Origin of the sequence: Nostoc sp. (assembly GCF_036917555.1) — a bacterium.
Lineage (GTDB): Bacteria > Cyanobacteriota > Cyanobacteriia > Cyanobacteriales > Nostocaceae > Nostoc.
The window spans coordinates 196657-218224 of record NZ_JBALDD010000077.1 but is presented as its reverse complement, the minus strand read 5'-3'; the positions used below and the strand labels follow the sequence as shown (position 1 = coordinate 218224).

Genomic DNA, 21568 nt, shown 5'->3' with positions numbered 1-21568 from the left:
TGCTAAGAACTAGGAAACTCTAACTCAGCGTTTTCTCGTTCTAACCGCACCGCCTCAGATGGTAGGTGTCGCTCCAACCAATCTTCCAAATCAGCCATTACCTCGCGGTAATTTATGTCACTCTGAATTTCGTGATAGGCTCCCGGATACTCAATTCTCAGCTTATCTTTGCAGTTTAGCCGTTGGTAAAAGATGTCACTTCCCGCAGGTAAAGCCACTCGGTCTGCACCACCATGCAGAATCAACAATGGTAATTGCCAATCACCTGCGTGAGCATTAATCCAATCAACTGTTGCAAAGAATTCTGTAGCCAGACGGGCAGTAGCAAGGGTATGTCGCATTGTATCCTGAGCGATCGCGGCTAAAACCTGCGGATCTCGTGAAGCAGCGCTAATGTCAATGCCTGTATTCAGGGTGAAACGCGGCCATACCCGTGAGAGCATTTTTCCTAAAAGTACCCGAATAGGTGAAACTCCAACTTTCCCCAAGCTTGGCGCAAGAGCGATCGCACCCTGTAATAATGATGCTTGTTGGGGATAGCGCAGAATGTAATCTAAGACAATTACCCCTCCTAAACTGTGACCCAAGAGAAAAACTGGACATCCAGGATTCTGAGTCTGAATTAACTGTAAAAAAGCTCCCAGGTCTTCACGAAACTCACTCCAAGCGTTGATATAGCCTTGCTGACCTGGTGAGCGTCCATGACCACGCAAGTCTAAGGCGTAGATGGCGTATTGCTTGGGTATCAAATGCTCAATTATATTACTGTAGCGATCGCTGTGCCCTCCAAGTCCATGCACAATGGTTAATATTGCCCGGACTTTACCCTCTGGATGCCAGCTTTGATAATACAGTTCAAGTCCTCCAACACCTTGGAATCTGTCTTCTTTACGAGACGCTAGGCGATCGCTATGGTCAATCATCTGGTTAATTTTTTAAGTATTCTCCCAACAAGCTACTAAAAAGTCAACATCTATTCCTTTTTCCAAGTACGAGTTCCCCAAACAACTAGACCAAAGTGCCAGGAAGTAGATATAGCTTTGGAAAAATTGCAAAATGCGATGCTGGCTCTTTTGCCAACTGATTACCCTGAACCAACAGGATTAAAGCTGTTACGTTATTTACTCAATCATATATTGTGGTGAGAGATTATTGTTCTAAAAAGTTTGTAACTTTGAAATTTGATGTTCCCTCCCAACAGTGGTTCAAAAATGCGTTTACCTGAGCATCTGCTGCATCAGCCGATTCTCTAGAAGCGTTAAATTGCAATGCTGTCACAATGTATTCAAAGATAATTACAAACTGCTTTTGGGATGAAATTCTTTCGACTACAATTGTTTCACCTATCTTCGGTATTTGAGGCAGATTTACCACAAACGTCTCAATTTTCGGTTTATCTAATGGATTTTTAAAATTAAATTATTTACAGTCAACAATAATTTTCACTTAGACAACCACCAATAATATTATAGATAATCTTGATTATCCTTAAATTGAAAAATTGCTATTATAATAGTTTATTAAAAAATCTCTGCCAGCTTATACAAATTATCCAAAATTAGGCTACAGATGTAAACCTGGAAACTCAGATGCAATGTGACAAGTCTTAATTACGAATTACGAATTAGTCTTATTTCCCTTGCCATAGCTGTCGCAACAACTGAAAAATCTTTACAAATCTTTCTTCTAGCCAGACCATAATATAATCAAGCCATTCCAAAAGTTGCTCTAAAGGGTGCTTTTCATAGCCAGTTGAAGTTGCTGTGGTTTCTATCCAGTCTGGCTGTGCCTCAACATGACTGCTTTGGTGAAATTGCTGTTGCAAAATTTCTCCTTTACGACTCTCACTTTTAGTTTGGGAAATACGGGTTTGAGTTTGTTTTACAGAGGTGACTTTTCCAGATATTTTTTGATTTGAGGCGAGATTACTACTTGGTTGTTTTCTTTGTACTAAACCAGATCCGACTTTAGATTGTTTTACACTCAAATTCTTTTGTGGAAAATGCCCTATTGATAAACTTGGGGCTAAAGCAGGATTTTTCCCCCCAGAAAGTATAACTGGCTTGTCAGCAATGGTTTTGGTGTCACCAAATAAATCATTCCACGTTAGCCAAGGATCATCTGTAAAATTTTGGTTCTCTAGCAAAGGGCTTTTGGACAAAGCTTTTCTCAGGCGTGACGAAAATAGTTTACCTGGCAATCTCTCATTACTAGTTGTTGTCTCAAGTGTTTTTCTATTACCGACACCAAAAAAGTAATTAAGCGCCGCCTCAATCAAAGCCTGAAAATTCTGTGAATGAGTTTCTAAACCATCAGCGTTGGGTGCAATTTTTCCTTTAGCAGCTAATTGCTCTTTGCCATAAAGAAATATGTTTAACTGAGTTTGGACAACTTGGATAACTTCCTGGCTACGTTCTTGCACTGGGACTAAAGCATTCGATTCCAACTTAGCAATGGCTATATCTAGAAATGCTAATAATCTATCTGTATTCAGTAAATCTTTAGGTGTATCTTCCGCTAAAACTGGAATTTCATCTGAATTTACGTCAGTGAGTTTTGCTAATAATCGGTCAATTTGTGGTAATAGCTGCGTTTCTTTTTTAGCTACAATCAAACGCCTTTGCGCAGCGTCTCGTAGAGAAGACTGCCAGTAATTAGCAACTTCGTTAATAATTCGGTCTTCTAATTTTGCCTGTTGTTCAGGTGTTAAGACATCTAGAATTTCATTGTCAGCAGTAACAAGTACTAAATTTCGACTCATTAAATTTGTGGCAATTCCTCGCACTATTGGAAGACGCTGTTGAAGGGCATTTTCTAATTGTGAAGGGTTGAGACTGACAGCTTGATTAGCTGTAATATTTGATAATTGAGTAAAATTAGAGTTATTTTCAACGAATTTCAGCCGAAAAACTCCCAATAAAGCCAAGGGATTCAAATGTTCAGATGCTTTCGTAGAAGTGGAGGCTGGTTCTGATGACAAATAATTGACTGCCTCTAGCACATTTTGAATGGGACTATCAGCATTGGGTAGAGTTTCAGGCTGGAAATCGGTATCATTTGGTTGTAACTTTAATCTAGTTTGTGGTTCTTTAGTATGTAGCGTTTTTCCAGATGATTCAGATGACTGAAACAGTAGATACACGGGGTAAAGTAGTACCTCGACACCCCACTTAGTGGCAACTTGCAAATGCCGAAAGGTGTGTTCCCACTGTTGTGTCACCCGCCGAGATTGCTGGTGGACAAAGTTAAATAGTCTGCTTTGATAACGACCAGAGGAACCAGAAGACATAGTAGTAATTTTTTAGTTCAAGTCTTGTTAAGTTGTGAGACTCGCGCCAAACAATAAAAACAACCAACACCTCATCTTAGCGAATATATGACCCCGACTGTCTCTCAATCTCAGACCAAACTTATCTCACAAGCAATTGAGCAATTGCGCTCTTTTTGTCAAGTTAATCTTCAGTCTAGGTGGCTGTATCAGGAATCTGACTTAGTTATTACTGATGTTGTAGCTGCTGATTTGTCTCATTGGCAACCTGCCCAGTTGAATGCTAAAGAACATATTGCTTGGACAGGCGGGAAAAAAGTGCTATGGCTAGCGCAAAGATTGGTAGTTCCCCAAGATTTACACGGTTATCCCTTAGCTGGGTTATCTTTGCGACTGGCGCTGGTTTGGTGGGCGGATTCTGCTGAGATTTATGTAAATGGCGAGTTAGTGCTGGAGGGTGATTTATTTGATTGTTCCCCTAGAGTACTTCTCAGTCAAGGCGTAACGCCAGGGGAAGAATTCACTGTGGCTTTGCGGTTAGTGAGTCCAGGACATTGTGATGGTGCTTTAGTGCGATCGCTCCTAGTTTACGAGTCTACTGTTGATAATAATCCCGATCCGGGTTTTGTGGCTGATGAGTTAGCTGTAGTGCAACTTTATTTGGAAAAGTTTGCGCCGGAGAAGTTGGATATTTTGGCGGCGATGCTAGGGGAAGTTACGAACCCCAGAGGCGCAGAGGTCACGGAGAAAGAGAAGGGAGAGTTGGTACAGTCATTTTTATCTCTACGCCAAAATTTAATTCAATCCGATATCTTAGCCCCCTTTTTGAAAGCTACGGATATAAAATCTAAAATTTTTTTATTGGGTCATGCTCACTTAGATTTAGCATGGTTATGGCCTGTGAGTGAAACTTGGAATGCGGCGCAAAATACTTTTGAGTCGGTTCTGAAGTTGCAAGAAGATTTTCCTGAGTTAATTTTCTGTCATTCAAGTCCAGCACTTTATGCTTGGATTGAAGAACACCGCCCGGATTTGTTTAGGGCGATTCAAGCACAGGTAGCTGCCGGACGTTGGGAAGTTGTCGGCGGAATGTGGGTGGAACCAGAACTCAATCTAATTGCTGGTGAATCAATAGTTCGTCAGCTACTGTATGGTCAGCGCTACATCCAGGAGAAATTTGGCAAGCTTTCAACTGTGGAATGGGTTCCAGATTCTTTTGGTTTCTGTGCAACTTTACCGCAGTTTTTCGCTAATGCCGGAATTGAGTATTTTGTGACACAGAAGTTGCGGTGGAATGATACTACTAAATTTGATTATGGGGCTTTTTGGTGGCGATCGCCTGACGGTAGCGAAGTCTTTAGTTTGATGTCTGCACTCATCGGTGAAAGCATTGACCCGGTTAAAATGGCAACTTATACTCTTGAGTGGCAAAGCCAAACTAGTTTACCAGAATCCCTCTGGCTTCCCGGTGTCGGCGACCACGGCGGCGGTCCCACCCGTGATATGTTAGAAACCGCCCGACGCTGGCAAAAGTCTCCTTTATTTCCAGACTTAGAATTTACGACGGCTGAAAAGTATTTACAGCAAATCAGTAAAGGAGGCAGAAGGCAGGATAGCGCAGCGTTAGCGAGTCCGCGTTCGCGCAGCGTCTCTGGCAGGAGAAGTGAGGCAGAAGGCAGTAGTGATGATTCTCCCTTATTCCCGACTTGGAATGACGAACTATACTTAGAATTTCATCGCGGTTGCTATACTACGCACGGAGATCAAAAACGCTGGAATCGTCGTTGTGAAAATTTATTGTATGAAGCTGAACTATTTGCTACCTTGGCAACTGTAAGCTGTGGTGTGACATATCCCAAGGCAGAAATTGAAGTAGCTTGGAAATTGGTGTTATTTCAACAGTTTCACGATATTTTACCTGGTTCTTCAATTACCCAAGTTTACACAGATGCCTTGCCTCAATGGCAACAAGTGGAACAAGTGGGAACGAAAATATTACAGGAATCACTTTTAGCGATCGCATCTCACATTACCCTATCAGAACCACCAAAACCCGATAGTCTGCCTATTTTTGTTTTCAATTCTCTCAATTGGCAACGTTCTGAGGTAGTCTTTGTAGCCTTACCCACACCACCAACAACCACCCAAGAATGGCAGATTTACGATGCTTCTGGCAAGCAGCTTGTCTCCCAATTATCTGAACCATCAACCCTACTATTTCTTGCCACCGAAATTCCACCCGTAGGCTACCGCATATTTTGGCTTTCTCCTTCACTCACCAGTACAGACGAGATTAATCGCGTCTCTCTCTCATCTCCCCCACCGCTCCCAGACTGGATTTTAGAAAATGAATTCTTGCGAGTTGTTATAGATCCTGACACCGGAGATTTATCAAGTGTTTTTGACAAAACTTATCAGCGAGAAGTTTTGAGTGGGGCGGGGAATCAACTGCAAGCTTTTAAAGACAGTGGGCAATATTGGGATGCTTGGAATATAGACCCTAATTATGCTCAACATCCCTTACCCTCAACAAATCTTCAATCTATTCAGTGGTTAGAACAAGGCCCGGTGCAAAGTTGTGTGCGCGTAGTGCGTCAGTTGGGTGAATCGGAATTTTGCCAAGACTATATTCTGCAAGCTGGTTCACCTCTGCTGAACATCGCTACAACTGTCAATTGGCAAGAAAATCATGTATTAGTGAAAGCTGCTTTTCCTCTAAATATTGAAGCCGACTTTGCTACTTATGAAATTCCCTGTGGCGCGATTCGCCGCCCCACTAAACCGAAAACCCCCGCAGAGCAAGCAAAATGGGAAGTTCCTGCTTTGCGTTGGGCTGATTTAACAGCAGAGGACACACAGACAAATACTGCAATCCCAAATTGTTATGGTGTCAGTTTGCTCAATGATTGTAAATACGGTTATGACAGCAAACCAAATCAACTCCGCCTAACACTGCTACGCAGTTCTAATTGGCCAGATTCAGAGGCTGACCGAGGTTTTCACGAGTTCAAATATACCTTGTATCCTCATGCTGATAGTTGGGAATCAGCCCATACAGTACGGCGTGGCTATGAATTGAATATACCGTTGCAAGTGATATTCAATTGGCCACTGGCTCAACCCTCCGCTACCGCTATCAACACTATTGAAGGAGTAAGTTTCCTAAATTTATCAGCTGAAAATTTAATCTTGATGGCCTTGAAGCCGTCTGAAGATGATCCACAGCAGTTAATTCTGCGATGTTATGAATCTCACGGAGAAACAGCCGAGTTATCTTTGCAAAGTGATTTAGGGTTGAATCTCGGAAATACAGTAGATTTATTAGAGCGTTCCGCCAGTACTGAATTTTCATCTCAGCAACAAATCTTGATGATACAACCTTGGAAAATCGCCAATTTCAAGGTGATACCAGCGATTAATCCCAGGCTGGAGTGAGCCACTATAGTTAATGGTTAGTGATTAATAGAACAACCACTAACCATTAGAGAGACATCTGGTGAAATTAAATACGTGTTATCCAAACCTTTGTAGAGATGTAGCAGTGCTGCGTTTCTACATTTTTTTTCACCAGATTTCTATTAACAATTGGCTTATATCATGTCCGGCTAATTAGTTATAATTCCCGAATCTATCTAGAAAGACCAAAAACCCATCCCCTCTGCCCCTCTGCGGTCTTAATGATAAGTCTTTAACCAGACACGATATTATTTGTATCACCAGTCCTCAATAGACATCTCTAGAAACTAATTATGTGCCTTATCCAAAATCCTTAGTAGGCAAAATTCATGTAGCCGAAGGCTTCCTATACCACTTCGTGGAAGCAAGCTACGCGTAGCGTCTCTGTTATGAGAAGGGTATTATGCCTACGTCATTTTTACTCATATCTCTAATACCGTCGTCGGATAATCTGGTATCGTCCGTAGGGCTGCCGTCGTTCGATAATCTGGCGTTCTCCAAAACGCTGCCGTCGTTGGATTCTCTGATATCGTCCGTAAGGCTGCCGTCGTTGGATTCTCTGGTATCGTCCGTAAGGCTGCCGTCGTCGGATTATCTGCCGTCGTCGGATTCTCTGATATCGTCCTGACCGCCGTTGAGTAATCAAAAGCTCTCCAGTTTTATTTCCAACTATGTTGGCATCTGGGGCAACGCTCTGTTCACTCAGAGCATTACTTAAAGAAATATCTTTTGCTTCAGCGAATGAGGGCGGAGACACAAAGGCAAATAGCAATACTGCTATTGAAGATAACTTCCTGAAACCTTTCATGTTTTTGCTTCTCTAAACTTTTGGTAATAACTTTATTAAAACACTTTAAAGTCGGAAATTTACCGCTTGCGAGCTTTTTTAAACTTAATATTAGGATGAAATTAAATATTGCAATTTCACCCTTTTGTCTTATTGTAATTTTTATAAGCTTGTGTAGATAAATAGTTAATATTTAACAGTATGTAATTTTTTTTACCATATAGATAAAGTATACAGTTATTAATTAAATAAGCTACATTTTTTCTTGTGAGATGGGTTCAAAAGCCTTACTTGGTAAGGGAAATATCCTCCAGTATTTTGATTTGGGAAAACCTTATATCGGACTTATCTCCATCCCACAAGATATATTAAAACTGTATCAAATACAAACGAGAACTGCTAAATATTCTTAGCGGAAGCTGTAAATAATTATCTGTCACTGAGTTTGTAGGTTTGACCAACTATCTTGTTAAGTGCTGGGTTTTTCTTATCTTCTTCCTCCTTTTCCTTTAAGGATATCTTTTGCTACCTCCACCTACTACACCGATTTTGTGGCGATAGGAAAGTTCAGCACCGAACCAACCAGAAGCACTGGTTAGTGTACCAACAACGAGCGAGATTAACAGTCCCCAAGGTACTATTCGGGACTCAGCGTTGCCCAAGCGTAGGAGAAAGTTAACGAGTGATAAAACTAATATAGAAACGTTAAGTATCAAATGCGTCCAACCAGCGGTGCGTTTGCGGACTCGTTCAATTTTTACAAAGTCGCTCAGACCGATCGCAGATGCAAGGACACCTCCAGCTAATCCAAGTCCGATTAACCATAGGGAAGCCCTAGCCCAAAAGAAATCGCTAGTTAACCAATAACCAATGTCACTTCCCAAGGCGGCGGCTAAAAAGGCTATGGGAAAGATCACACTCAACGGGTGTAAGGGATGTCCAGCGATCGCAACTGTACTGGGTACACCAGTATCACGATATTCACTGTCGTTACTTTCAATAACTGGTGGAATATTTGGGAAAGGTGTTGAACCTACTTGCGTTGTTTCTGTAGTTTCCATTATTAGTATCCTGAATTTATGAACATTACATTTTTAAGCTGAAGGAATTTTTTCAACATAAGCTTCAGCCTGTAGGATTAGTTTGCCTACTTCTACTTTTAGTTGATTGACTTGCAAACTTATGCCATCTAAATCAAAGTTACTTAGATTCAAAATTTCGCTAGTTTGATCTATCAAAGCTTTTGTCAAATCTGGCGAGATTTCCTCACTTTCGCTATACTCGATATTTTCCAAAGTCACACTTTTTCCATTGCTGCTAATTTTAGGAACTGCGGAAAAAGCAACTTGCTGATTTTCACCAGTTTCTACTAATTTTATGCTGGCATTTAGTGCTACTTTCCCATCACCCGGTAACCGAAAATCTACATCTTGAGGTTCAATAGTCCTCAGCTGTCCGTTAATATGTATTTTTTGACTTTGCAATTGTGAACGCACATATTCTGAGTTGAAAGCACGATTGATATCAGCTTCAGTTAACACAACCCGTGTATGAGCTTCAGTCGGTTTAGTGAGTTCAATTTTGCCAAAAGCCACACTGAGAGGATTAATGGCAACACTAGTCATTTGCATTTTAAATTCTTCCATGCGGAGGTCTTTTTGCATAACTAAACCTTCACCTTCAATCGTGACTTCATCCACTTCTCCCTGAACCAGTTTCAGCGGGTCTGTCTTGATATCTACATCTAAATTTTCTACTTCATCTAATTGACTAGATAATCCTATTTCTGCCGCTTTATTGAGCGCTTGCTCTCCTAATCCAGGATTTTCTGGCATTATGTTAAGTTAACTCCTAGTTTAAAGCACATCCTTGAGTAAATTTAATAAACTAACAGCAGAGTTTTATCTATCTGACGATGGAATATAGATTTAAATGTTGTCTATCTAATTTAAAATTTCAATTTTACCTCTGTACCCTTTTCATCCTTTATTACCTCTGCACTTGGAGCGATTTGTTATAAAATTGACACAAACCCAATATTTCGGTTGAGTTATTCTGACTGCTGGATTTTTTTATACAATGCTCTCAGAACGTTTTACCGCAGCCCTTACCTATGCCACCCAATTACACGCTAACCAAGTTCGTAAAGGTTCGGGTGTCCCTTATGTTGCCCATTTATTAGGTGTCGCCAGTATTGCTTTAGAATACGGAGCAAATGAAGATGAAGCGATCGCAGCCCTCTTACACGATGCGATCGAAGATCAAGGTGGCGCTGCAACACGAGAAGAAATTCGTCGTCGCTTTGGTGACAATGTAACGGCAATTGTAGATGGTTGTACTGACGCTGATACAACTCCAAAACCCCCTTGGCGACAGCGCAAGGAGGCATATATTGCTCATATTCCTACAGCTTCCCCATCAGTACTGCTTGTGTCATTAGCTGATAAACTTTACAATGCCCAGTCTATTCTCAAAGATTATCGCATTTTAGGCGAATCACTTTGGGAACGTTTTCAGGGGCGTAAAGAAGGTACGCTTTGGTATTATCGGGCGCTTGTAGATGCTTTTAAAAAGACTGAAAGTCCTGTAATTATTGAGGAATTAGAACGGGTGATTTTGCAAATTGAGGTGTTAGCATCTAAATAAAATTTTATTTCCCCAGAAGTAGATAAAAGATTTATCAGAACTAAACAAATAGGTTTTTTACAAACACGATTGAGTCATGTCTCTCACGAATAAATTTTGGCTTTTAGATTCTCTCTCTAGATTAAAAATCTTTCTCTCGGTAGATAGTTGTACTGACATTATTCTGACTGCTATGTTACTAATATGACAATAGTAAGAAAAAACACCCTAAATCCAACTGTAAATCCTTCTGTAAGTCCTTCAGAGAACTTGGCAGAAAAGTATATGGAAGCAGAGCGTATGCATGATGTTCTGCTTTTACTGCAAAACTTGGTTAACAGTGAAGAAGCCACTGTGAAACTAATTCTCGATTGTCTTTATGATGTTGGTTCAGTCAATTTGATTAATCAAAAGCTTCGGCTGAAACCCTTAAATAGGGTGATGAAATTAATTGCCCGAATGTCTAAACCAGTTTTTAGAGCCTTAGCTTTAAATTGGTTTAAAAAGAACTGTCCCCAACTGATTACTAATTGGCTACACACGCAAGTCTCGTTTGAAAAGCCTCAAAAGACACCCGAACAAGTACCTATTGAAGTTGTAAAACTGGAACCATATTCCCTACCACAGACAGAAAGTCTGAGCCAAGAGATTAAAAATCTGCGCTATCAGGTGAGATGGCTAGCTGGAATTTCAGTAATTGCGATCGCTGTTTTAGTAGTAAGAGCCACTTGGTTAAACTGAAACCTATGAATGATGAATGATGAATGATGAATTATGAATATTATGCCTCTGCCCAAACCGATATTGGAGGACATAGAAATACATCTGCTTTTGGAAGGTGTATATCAGTACTATGGTTATGACTTTCGTAATTATGCTCTTTCCTCGCTCAAGCGCCGCATCCAGAGCTTTATGCAATTAGAAGGGGTAGCAAATATTTCTGCATTGCAAGAGCGGTTACTCCACAACCGCCCCTATTTAGAAAAATTTTTGCTTGCTCTGACGGTGAATGTAACATCAATGTTTCGTGATCCCAGCTTTTATAATACCTTCAGAAATCAGGTTATTCCCTTCTTACAAACCTATCCGTTTATTCGCATCTGGCACGCTGGATGTTCAACTGGTGAAGAAGTCTATTCAATGGCAATTTTACTCCAAGAAGAAGGACTTTATCACCGTTGTCGCATATATGCCACTGATACGAATGAAAAGGTATTACAAAATGCCAAAAGTGGGATTTTCTCGCTGAAAATGATGCAGGAATATACTCACCTTTATCTGAAAGCAGGCGGCAAGAAATCTTTCTCAGAATATTATACAGCAGCTTATGACAATGCTATTTTTCGATCGTCCCTAAGAGAAAATGTTGTTTTTGCCCAGCATAATTTAGCCACTGATAGTTCTTTTAATGAGTTTAATGTTATTTTTTGTCGTAATGTCCTCATATATTTTAATCAGGTACTTCAAAAGCGGGTACACGAACTATTTTACAACAGCCTTTGCACCTTTGGTATCTTAGGTTTAGGAAGACAAGAATCTATCAGGTTCACCTCTTATGAACAGTACTATGAAGAGTTAATCAAGGGTGAAAAAATATATAGGAAAATAGCTGGTGGCTGAAGAGAATGCTTTGAGTGGGTAATTGAATTATGAATTATGAAGTATGAATTATCCTAAAATAACTAATGCCCAATGCCTCAAAAATTATAAATAAAATTGCGTAGGCGTAGCCCATCGTAGATATCGCTGTCAAAAGACAGTCTGTCAAACATTTTTTATTGTGTTCAAAAGATAGATTTAGCGATTGTTTAAGGTAAATTACACATTAAAGTCTTAAAGGAGATTGTCGATGCAACTTCTCGAATGTCCTCCTGTTGCAGTCATTGCTGGAGAAAATGCAGTTCATATTTCTCAACTACCTTCTATATGGCAAGACATTGCTAGAGGAACCACGAGTGTCGGACTTTCCCAACCCCAAAGCTATGTTGAAATGGCGCAGTTATTTTTGTATAAATTAGAACGTGGTGATGTTGACTTATTTAGCGATCGCCCCCAACTAGCTCACCTAATACCATCATTTTCCCAGCTATTTGCACAACTAGCATGGGAAACCTTAGAGTTTTTTGGACAAGACTTTCTCAAACACAGCTATCCGAACTTTGCAGAAATTCTCCGTAATGTGGAGTCAAAAGGAATCGATTACGCTGATGAAGTAAAAGTGGCTCGTATTGGCATAGATTTGTTCAATGAATTTGGTTATGAACTACCTGCTAGCTTTTATCACGTGCATCTAGCACCAATTTACCGCGATCATGTTTTTGAAGAACGTGCCTTGCGATTCGATCAACGCGATATTGAGCATAAACGTGCTTGGGATGCCATACTCCATGCAGGTAAGGTATTTGCTATCCAAATGAAGGTACAAAGTATTGCTTCTAAATATGGTTTTACTTATCAGCATGGCTGCGGTTGCAACTCTCATTTATCTTCCATTGATGTATCTCGTGGGGCGTTTGAATATGAATTGAGTCTCGACAAGCGTCAGCGATGGATTCGCAGTTTTATCTGGACTGCTTGGTACGAGTATGCCTTCTTTGCGATCGTACCCAATACAAGTTATTTGGTTTAACAAGAAAGAATTCAGGAGTAAGGAGTCAGAATGGGCTAAACGCCTCGCTACCGCTAACAGAATTGAATTGTGTGCGACTAGTGGATAGCGCAAGGGTAGCGAGTCCACCCTTACAGCGAATAAAGCAAGCTACACACAGGGTCTTGTAGAGAACATTTTGATTCTTAGGGAGGCGGGGTGTCTCCGGCTGCACTCCTAAATTCTGACTTCGGAATTCTGACTTCTGAATTCTTCAAGAAATCGGTTCAAAAACCATTTGCGGAATTAACACTTCATCTTGTAATTGTCCAACACCTAAAAAGCGAGTCTCTTCTTGATAAACTCGCACTATCCCAGTAACCTCAGAATTTAGAGAAACTCGCTGACCTTGACACCATTTTTGAGCAGATATTGCTGGTAAAGTCACAGACAACAAATGTTGTAAGGCTGCATCAGGGGCGAGAGGTTGAAATGTCCCGCCTTGCAATTTAGTTTCTAAGTCGGTGAAAGTGAGACTATCTGTTAAATCGAAACCACTGCTTTGGGTACGAATCAAAGCCGCAAGAGTGCCACCAGTTTCTAAGATTGTACCTAAGTCACGAGCGATCGCTCTAATATATGTACCAGATCCACAGGCGATCGCCACATCCAATTCGGGAAAATCTCCTTCTCTCCAGTCCAAAATTTCTATTTGAAAAATTTCCACTGTCCGCACTGGAACTTCCACTATTTTCCCTTGGCGTGCTAAGTCGTAGAGACGTTTCCCATCCACTTGAATTGCACTATAATTTGGTGGGATTTGCTCAATCTTGCCTTCAAATTGTGTTAGTGCAGTTTTTACCTCTGCCAAACTCAACCCAACACAAGCTTGAGAACTAATGATTTCACCTTCTAAATCATCGGTTGTAGTCCGCACACCCAGCCGAATAGTAGCCTTGTAAGCTTTATTTCCTGGCAGATATTGCAATAATCTTGTAGCTTTACCAAGGGCGATTGGTAAAACTCCTGTAGCAGCCGGATCTAAGGTTCCTGCGTGTCCTACACGTTTGAGGCGCAACAATTTTCGCACCCGCGCCACGCAGTCGTGGGAAGTCCAGTCGAATGGTTTGTTTAAGTTGAGAAAACCTTGAAATAACACAAAATCATTAGTTAAGTAGGTCGGTATAATTAAAGATAACTGGCGAGGGGTGTCATCTGTCTTTTGTAACTTCGGCGTACTCATTTGTTATTTCGGCGTACTCATTTGTTATTTCGGCGTACGCATTTGTTATTTCGGCGTACTCATTTGTTATTTCGGTGTACTCATTTGTTATTTCGGCGTACGCATTTGTTATTTCGGCGTACTCATTTGTTATTTCGGCGTACTCATTTGTTATTTCGGCGAACGCATTTGTTATTTCGGCGTACTCATTTGTTATTTCGGCGAACGCATTTGTTATTTCGGCGTACGCATTTGTTATTTCGGGGTGTCCATAACGCACCCTACGAAACTACTAAAAGAGTTGAAACCTATGCTGGTCATACTTGTGTGTACACCCTAGCCACTTAAAGGAACCGCCGCTCAGACTTTGCAAGACGAGCAACCATTTAAAATCCCTAAAAAGCTCACTCCATAATACTTTTGACTTTTGACTTCCGCCTTGCGGTACTAGTTACCATAAATAAGGTTAAGGTATTGTGGCTAAAAAGCTTTTTGTGACCAATGGAAATATGAAGGTACTGGCGCAAATTTGCTCTGCACTGTGGAAGAAACCGCCCGGTACTATTAAAACAGCACAAGGAAAATAATGTCAGCACTTCAGTTTCTCTTGCTCGAAGCCAATCTACCCGATGCAGAAGTCGTGCAAGCCACGCTGATCGAGGGTGGGATTAACTGTGAACTACTGCGGGTAGAGACTCGCGCTGATTTTATTAGAACACTGGAAACCGACGAAATCGACTTGATTTTGACAGACTATGCCTTGTCTAATTTTGATGGTGTTACGGCACTAATGATCGCCCGTCGTCTACGTCCTAATACGCCGTTTATTTTCATCTCTGGCAGTTTGGGCGAAGAATTGGCGATTGAAGCGATCAAACAGGGCGCGACAGATTATGTACTCAAGCAACGCTTAGGGCGGTTAGTGCCATCGGTACAACGGGCATTGCAGGAAGCCCAGGAACTTGACAAAGATACCATCGAGTGCAGACAAGCTTTATCAACCGTCGAGTCAGACCTGAAAGATACGCTGCTGCTGCACGAACTGAGCGCGAGGCTTGTAACTGAAAGCGACATTCAGACGCTTTACCAGGAGATTATGGCTGCCGCGATCGCCCTCACACGAGCAGATGCGGGATCGATCCAAATTCTGGATGAAGCGACGCAGGATCTCTTGCTGCTTGCCACTCAAGGCATGACGCCAGCAATGATTGAGCATTTCTATTGCGTCAACGCGGATTCAAACACGCCCTGCGGTATGGCATTAACAACGGGCGATGCCTTCGGCAACGGTTTCACCGAACGCACCTTTGTTGATTTCGATGTGCCAGAGAGTGAAAACCCGCATGGCTCAATGCGAATGCACCTTGAGGCAGGACTTCTCTCGGCACAGTCCACACCGTTGATTTCGCGTTCAGGCAAAGCGATCGGCATGGTTTCGACCCATTGGCGCAACCACCATCGACCGAGCGATCGCGAACTGCGCTTTCTCGATTTACTCGCCCGCCAAGCCGCTGATCTGATTGAACACTGTCTTGCCCAGGTCGCCTTGCGCGAAGAAGAGGGGATCGCCGTTTCTCGAACTCAATTTGAGATTTTTATGACTCTAGCTCAAGCTCAGTGCAAAAGAAATTTTGGCAATTCTGTACGCTTTTCTGAGAGGAGCGCCAACAACCAACTGGCTCCGTTTGTGACAAACGGTCACTTGGTTCAAGACAATGACCTTACTGAAAACCTAGACTTAGAAAAAGAGAGGCTTTGATATGTCAGCTAACGCAATCCATGATTCTTTCAAGCAAATTGCAGAGCGCTATTCCATCCCTAAAGACCAAATTTCTAAGATTCTAGAATCCATCAAAATCAAAAGTTTAGCTAAACCGTCTAGTGAACAAATAAGAGGATTCGAAAAGGTCTGCCAAATGGTTCAGTCCGGTATGGAACTTGAGGTGGCAGTTCAGACAATTCACGAAGAAGCTAAAAACAGTAACAAGACACAAAAATCAAATGGTGAGGTATTGCCTACTGGTGAAGATCAGCCCAAACAAACGGATAAAGTAAGAACGCTAAAACTGTTGTCATCAAAAACGCTAATTTATCAGGGATTAATTGAGGATTAATTGCATTAGCTAATATTGTACAGGATATGACGGGGTAAGGGTTGTACCTCACCACTACTTCCTAGCGTATTTGAGAACTCAAATAACTGGCTATCTCGAAAAGCATTACTCTGAAATTATTAACTACAACCGCTGTTATCTAGCTGGTAAAACTATTGGTAGTGGACGAATAGAAAAGGGAATAGACTTGAGCGTCGGACAGCGGCAGAAGAGGAAAGCGATCTTGTTGGAGCCCTTGGGTAGCAGAGCCTGAAGTCTGCTGGGCATAGTTGAACTTGACGGGCAGTAGCGGCAACTCTGGGTTCCCGCCCAGTCCACCTAATCAATGGAAAATTTACAGATGTGAAAGATATGACGATTACCCCCGAATCCCCCACTACCTTATCTGAAACCCTTTTTGCAGGCGGGGGCGCAATGGGAGCCTTAATGCGATCGCATGATTGGTCAAAGAGCAAACTGGGTTCGACCGAAACGTGGTCAAAGAGCTTAATAACAGGAATTCGGATTATCTTAGGTTCCCGCTACCCGATGTTTATCTGGTGGGGGCGAGACCTAATCAACCTTTACAATGACGCTTATATTTCCGTATTGGGAAAACGACACCCCAAAGCATTAGGGGAATCGGCAAGTCAAATCTGGTCAGAGCTTTGGCACTCGGTTGGACCCTTTGCATATGACGTACTCAATAACGGCAATCCGTCCTGGAACGAGGAATTTCTGGAGATTATGGAGCGCAATGGCTACCCAGAGGAAACCTACTTTACCTTCTCGTACAGTCCCATTGGCAGGGATGAGGATGGTGTGGGCGGGATCTTTTGTGCTTGCACTGAAGACACCCGACGAGTAATCGACGATCGCCGTCTGCGAACTCTCCGGGAATTGGGGGCAGAGACGGCACACGCGAAGACAGTCAACGAAGCCTGTCAGATTTCTGCTGATGTATTAACCAATAATCTCAAGGACATTCCCTTTGCACTGATTTATTTGTTCGACCCTGATCGTCAACAGGCTCAACTGATCGCTACGACCAATTTAGAGAAAGGAACTCCCGTTAGCCCCAGTGTGATTGAGCTTGCAGATGAAACATCTGATTGCTGGTCGCTTCACTCGACTTTGACCACCAGAGAAAACCGCATCATTCACCCATTAATCGGTCGCTTTGGGCAACTTCCCGGTGGAGCGTGGGATGAATCTCCCAATAGTGCGATCGCCCTACCCTTGGCTCGACCTGGACAGGAAACACTAGGGGTTTTAATTGCTGGCATTAGCCCGTACCGTCCCCTTGATGATGACTATCGAGGTTTCTTCGCTCTGATTGCCGGTCAAGTCACAACAGCGATCGCCAATACCCTGGCTTACGAGGAGGAGTGCCTCCAAGCTGAAGCTTTGGCAGAACTCGACCGAGCCAAAACTACCTTTTTCAGCAACGTCAGCCATGAATTCCGCACACCGCTAACGCTGATACTGGCTCCGCTGCAAGATGCCTTGAGCGATTCGGTAAATTCCCTAACTTCTTCACAACGGGAACAGCTAGAACTAGCACATCGCAATAGCTTGCGTTTGCTGAAACTGGTCAATACCCTGCTCGACTTCTCCCGCATCGAAGCCGATCGCCTGAAGGCAAACTACGAACCTACCGACTTATCCACCTACACGGCGGAACTGGCAAGTGTTTTCCGATCGGCAATTGAGAATGTCAATTTGCAGTTAGTTGTCGATTGTCCCCCCCTACCCGATCCTATTTACGTTGATCGAGAAATGTGGGAAAAGATTGTGTTGAATCTACTCTCCAATGGCTTAAAATTTACCTTCGAGGGGATGATTTCTGTCTCGCTCAAACCTAACGCAAACACAGTTGAATTAATGGTCAGCGACACTGGCGTAGGTATTTCCGCTTCCGAACTGCCTCACCTATTTGAAAGGTTTTATCAAGTCAAAGGCGCGAAGGGGCGCAGCTATGAAGGCTCAGGCATTGGCTTGTCTCTGGTGCAGGAACTCGTTAAGCGGCATGGCGGCGCGATCGCGGTTACGAGCGCAGTAGACCAAGGCACAACCTTCACCATCACCATTCCCACCGGAATCGCCCATCTACCCGCCGACCAAATTGAGGTTGCCTCGACACTGCCATCGACGGCTGTAACTGCAAATGCTTTTGTTGAAGAAGCGTTACATTGGCTACCTGAAGAAAGCATAAAATTTCAGAACTCGGAAGTTCAAGTTCAAAGCTCGGAAGTTCAAGTTCAAAGCTCGGAAGTTCAAGTTCAGAACTCGGAAGTTCAAGCTCAAAGCTCAAAAGTTCAAGTTCAGAACTCGGAGGTTCAAGCTCAAAGCTCGGAAGTTCAAGTTCAGAACTCGGAGGTTCAAGCTCAAAGCTCGGAAGTTCAAGTTCAGAACTCGGAGGTTCAAGCTCAAAGCTCAAAAGTTCAAGTTCAGAACTCGGAGGTTCAAGCTCAAAGCTCAAAAGTTCAAGCTCAAAGCTCCAAGAAGGCGCGTATTCTCTTAGTGGATGACAACGCCGACATGCGCGGCTATCTCAGGCGGTTGTTAAACCAATATTATGAGGTGGAAACTGTAAATGACGGGTTAGCTGCACTGACTGCGATCCGGCGTGGTGGAAATGCCATCTATGACTTGGTGTTAGCAGATGTGATGATGCCGAGAATGGATGGATTTGAGTTATTGCGATCGCTACGGGCTTCACCAAATACCCAGACAATCCCGATTATTTTGCTCTCTGCCCGTGCTGGCGAAGAATCACAGGTGGAGGGTTTAGAAATTGGCGCAGATGACTACTTAATTAAACCCTTCTCGGCACGAGAACTGTTAGCGCGAGTCGATGCCAACCTCCAATTAGCACAGTTGCGACGCGAAGCAGTTTACTGCGAACAGGTAATGCAGGCGGTACAAACACTCAATGATCGCTTAGAGCAACAGGTGAAAGCACGCACGGCTCAACTAGAAGCCATCAACCAAGAACTAGAGGCGTTTTCTTCTTCGATATCCCACGACTTGCGAACGCCGCTACGCTACATCAGCAGCTTTGCCGAACGATTGCAAGGTAAGCTCAATGCAACCGTCGTCGATGCATCCATTTTGCAGACTCTCAACATTATCACTAAATCTGCTCTTGAGGCAGAAAAAATGGTGGACGACTTGCTGGAATTTTCCCGCTTGGGGAAGACAGAAATGCATTTGACCACTGTTAATATCAGTCAATTGGTGCAGCAGGTGCAAGAACAATTGCAGCCAGAACTAATCGGGCGATCGCTCCACTGGGAAATTGAGCCATTGGCAACGGTAGAAGGCGATCCCGCACTGCTGCGACTAGTACTGCAAAATTTGCTGTCGAATGCCGTCAAGTACACCCGCAATAACACCGAAGCTGCCATCAAAATTGGTAGGATGGAACAGGAGCAAGAAGTGATATTCTTCGTTAAAGATAATGGTGCAGGGTTCGACATGAAATACTGCAATCGACTATTTAGCATATTTCAACGACTGCATTCCCAGGAACAGTTTCCTGGCACGGGAGTCGGGCTTGCCACTGTACGGCGGATCATTCATCGACATGGCGGACGCATCTGGGCAGAAGGCGCAATCGACCAGGGCGCAACATTCTACTTTTCGCTGCCGAAACGTGAGGCGCAATTATGACAAGACTGCGGTTTCTTTTGCTCGAAGACAATCCCCTTGACGCAGAGGTAATACATCTTACCTTGACCGATGGCGGCGTTGAATGTGAACTGCTCCGGGTAAAAACTCACGCTGAATTTGTGAAGGTATTAGAAACCAATGCGTTTAATTTAATTTTGGCAGACTATACCTTGCCCGGTTTTGATGGGATTTCCGCTTTGAAAATTGCCCAGAAGCTTTGTCCTGACAGGACTATTACTACAACTACATCGTCGAGTCAAAAGACAACCGCCTCATCCTACATTTGAAAAACCATCAGGGCATTACTCAAGAGATCCTAGAGGCGATAGAGTGGCTTGAGTTCGGTGAAGACCTCTGTGGATTGGTGGCTCAAGAACGCCAGCAAATCGTTCTCGATTGCGCCCAAATTGCCACTCATCCTCGTGCCCAAACCCACCGCGACCAGGGTGCCACCGTTTATGTCGGTCAACCGTTAATTGTCCAAGAACGGTTATTGGGAACCATCTGCTTTGCTAGCTGCACCCGCACTCACTTTACCTCAGAAGAAATCGCTTTGCTGCAATTGATTTCTGAGCAGATAGCGATCGCCCTCGACCGAGCCAACCTAATTATCTCAATTCAGGAACACGCAGAACAATTGCAACGAGCCAACCAGATTAAAGACGAGTTTTTAGCGGTGCTGTCTCATGAGTTGCGATCGCCCCTCAACCCCATCTTAGGCTGGACACAACTGTTGCAAAAAGGCAAGCTTAATGCCGCCCGTCAACGCGAAGCACTACTAACGATTGAGCGCAACGCCAAACTGCAATCACAATTAATTGAAGACTTACTCGACGTTTCGCGGATTATGCAGGGCAAGCTGTCCGTAAAGGTGGCTCCCCTTAATTTAATCTCTGTTATTTCTGCTGCCCTGGAAACGGTGCGTTTAGCAGCAGAAGCAAAGAATATTAACTTACGGATTGATCTCGATCCGACTGCACCTATCTCTGGTGACACTGCCCGCTTGCAGCAAGTGGTGTGGAACTTGCTTACCAATGCCGTCAAATTTACACCAGATGAGGGACAAGTAATCATTGAATTAAGGCAAATTGCAGGGCAAGCTCAGATCCGGGTGATCGATACAGGCATTGGCATTCAACCGGAATTTCTCCCACATGTGTTTGAGTATTTTCGGCAAGAGGATAGCTCAACGACACGCAGATTTGGCGGCTTGGGTTTGGGGTTAGCGATCGTCCGCCAAATTGTAGAACTGCACGGTGGCACAGTCAAGGCAGAAAGCTTGGGTGAGAATCAGGGCGCAACCTTTATAGTTAAAATACCTATCTTGGCTCAGTCAGCACTAATTATACTTAACTCAGGCGACGCTGAAACATCAAGCGCAGAAACTCCCTTAAGCAACCTGCAAATTTTGCTCGTGGATGATGATACTGATACTCGTGAGTTTGAAGCATTTTTGCTAGAACAAAATGGCGCAAAAGTTACAGCCGTAGCGTCTGGGTTAGAAGCATTGCAAGTACTTGATAGTTTCATTCCTGATGTAATTGTGAGTGATATCGGCATGGCTGATATGGATGGCTACATACTGATTGGGCAGATTCGTTCACGCCCACCCAATCAGGGAGGAACGATTCCGGCGATCGCGCTTACCGCTTATGCCGCAGATATTGACCAGCAAAAAGCACTGACTGCTGGGTTTCAAGCTCACATTACCAAGCCATTAGAACCAGAGGAGTTAGTGAAGAAGATTCTAAACCTGCTAGAACACAACTAATACCAATTCAAAACTTGTACTGAGCGACTTGTGCCGAGCAAAGCCGAGGTAAGTCGAAGTATTCAAAATTCAAAATTAAGAAAG

The 21568-nt window shown here is 43.1% G+C and carries 17 protein-coding genes and 1 pseudogene; 11 read left to right on the top strand and 7 right to left on the bottom strand.

The features are described from left to right. Positions 1 to 2 precede the first annotated feature (2 nt). From V7K60_RS30405 to V7K60_RS30390, 3 genes are all read right to left on the bottom strand, one after another. Positions 3 to 923, bottom strand: a complete 921-nt coding sequence (locus tag V7K60_RS30405) for an alpha/beta hydrolase (protein ID WP_334931259.1) — start codon at positions 921 to 923, stop codon at positions 3 to 5. A 226-nt stretch (positions 924 to 1149) separates the two neighbouring features. Beyond that, positions 1150 to 1374 (bottom strand): hypothetical protein, encoded by a 225-nt coding sequence (locus V7K60_RS30395; RefSeq protein WP_334931257.1) that lies wholly within the window; start codon positions 1372 to 1374, stop codon positions 1150 to 1152. 256 nt (positions 1375 to 1630) lie between these two features. Next, positions 1631 to 3289: a hypothetical protein gene (locus tag V7K60_RS30390; protein WP_334931255.1), complete on the bottom strand. Its 1659-nt coding sequence runs from the start codon at positions 3287 to 3289 to the stop codon at positions 1631 to 1633. A gap of 87 nt (positions 3290 to 3376) precedes the next feature. Between V7K60_RS30390 and V7K60_RS30385 the strand changes: the two genes are divergently transcribed. Continuing rightward, a complete protein-coding gene (locus V7K60_RS30385; protein WP_334931253.1) occupies positions 3377 to 6703 on the top strand; it encodes an alpha-mannosidase in 3327 nt (1108 codons plus the stop codon). 451 nt (positions 6704 to 7154) lie between these two features. Here V7K60_RS30385 and V7K60_RS30380 read toward each other — a convergent pair whose 3' ends face one another. The 3 genes from V7K60_RS30380 to V7K60_RS30370 form a co-directional block, all read right to left on the bottom strand. Then, positions 7155 to 7532: a hypothetical protein gene (locus tag V7K60_RS30380; RefSeq protein WP_334931251.1), complete on the bottom strand. Its 378-nt coding sequence runs from the start codon at positions 7530 to 7532 to the stop codon at positions 7155 to 7157. A gap of 488 nt (positions 7533 to 8020) precedes the next feature. Then, positions 8021 to 8572 (bottom strand): DUF2231 domain-containing protein, encoded by a 552-nt coding sequence (locus tag V7K60_RS30375; protein WP_334931249.1) that lies wholly within the window; start codon positions 8570 to 8572, stop codon positions 8021 to 8023. A gap of 33 nt (positions 8573 to 8605) precedes the next feature. After that, positions 8606 to 9346 (bottom strand): LmeA family phospholipid-binding protein, encoded by a 741-nt coding sequence (locus V7K60_RS30370; RefSeq protein ID WP_334931247.1) that lies wholly within the window; start codon positions 9344 to 9346, stop codon positions 8606 to 8608. 244 nt (positions 9347 to 9590) lie between these two features. Here V7K60_RS30370 and V7K60_RS30365 point away from each other — a divergent pair, with 244 nt between their 5' ends. The 4 genes from V7K60_RS30365 (at position 9591) to V7K60_RS30350 (ending at position 12765) form a co-directional block, all read left to right on the top strand. Next, positions 9591 to 10157 carry an HD domain-containing protein gene (locus tag V7K60_RS30365; RefSeq protein WP_334931245.1) on the top strand — a complete coding sequence of 189 codons (567 nt, stop codon included), beginning with the start codon at positions 9591 to 9593 and terminating at the stop codon, positions 10155 to 10157. Positions 10158 to 10340: 183 nt separating this feature from the next. Continuing rightward, complete coding sequence (locus V7K60_RS30360; protein ID WP_334931241.1) at positions 10341 to 10877, top strand: hypothetical protein; 537 nt, start codon at positions 10341 to 10343, stop codon at positions 10875 to 10877. A gap of 42 nt (positions 10878 to 10919) precedes the next feature. Further along, a complete protein-coding gene (locus V7K60_RS30355) occupies positions 10920 to 11756 on the top strand; it encodes a CheR family methyltransferase (protein WP_334931377.1) in 837 nt (278 codons plus the stop codon). 229 nt (positions 11757 to 11985) lie between these two features. Beyond that, positions 11986 to 12765 (top strand): hypothetical protein, encoded by a 780-nt coding sequence (locus V7K60_RS30350; protein WP_334931239.1) that lies wholly within the window; start codon positions 11986 to 11988, stop codon positions 12763 to 12765. A gap of 232 nt (positions 12766 to 12997) precedes the next feature. Here V7K60_RS30350 and truB read toward each other — a convergent pair whose 3' ends face one another. Next, complete coding sequence (gene truB, locus V7K60_RS30345; protein ID WP_442944490.1) at positions 12998 to 13966, bottom strand: tRNA pseudouridine(55) synthase TruB; 969 nt, start codon at positions 13964 to 13966, stop codon at positions 12998 to 13000. A 565-nt stretch (positions 13967 to 14531) separates the two neighbouring features. On the opposite strand from truB, the gene V7K60_RS30340 reads away from it, so the two are divergent. The 6 genes and pseudogenes from V7K60_RS30340 (at position 14532) to V7K60_RS30320 (ending at position 21484) form a co-directional block, all read left to right on the top strand. Continuing rightward, positions 14532 to 15704, top strand: coding sequence for a GAF domain-containing protein (locus tag V7K60_RS30340; RefSeq protein ID WP_334931237.1), 1173 nt, complete (start codon positions 14532 to 14534; stop codon positions 15702 to 15704). 1 nt (position 15705) lies between these two features. Continuing rightward, positions 15706 to 16059, top strand: coding sequence for a hypothetical protein (locus V7K60_RS30335; protein ID WP_334931235.1), 354 nt, complete (start codon positions 15706 to 15708; stop codon positions 16057 to 16059). A 351-nt stretch (positions 16060 to 16410) separates the two neighbouring features. Then, positions 16411 to 18834, top strand: a pseudogene (locus tag V7K60_RS30330) (ATP-binding protein); the annotation flags it as partial. Between the two features lie 159 nt (positions 18835 to 18993). Continuing rightward, positions 18994 to 19713 (top strand): sensor histidine kinase, encoded by a 720-nt coding sequence (locus tag V7K60_RS35480; RefSeq protein WP_442944496.1) that lies wholly within the window; start codon positions 18994 to 18996, stop codon positions 19711 to 19713. Beyond that, entirely contained in the window at positions 19710 to 20000 is a 291-nt protein-coding gene (locus V7K60_RS30325; protein ID WP_334931229.1) for a response regulator, read from the top strand. The genes V7K60_RS35480 and V7K60_RS30325 overlap by 4 nt, the downstream gene beginning before the upstream one ends. Next, the gene (locus tag V7K60_RS30320) at positions 19997 to 21484 is read left to right on the top strand and encodes a hybrid sensor histidine kinase/response regulator (RefSeq protein ID WP_334931227.1); all 1488 of its coding nucleotides are present in this window, start codon (positions 19997 to 19999) and stop codon (positions 21482 to 21484) included. Before V7K60_RS30325 ends, V7K60_RS30320 begins: the two co-directional genes overlap by 4 nt. Positions 21485 to 21568: the final 84 nt, after the last annotated feature.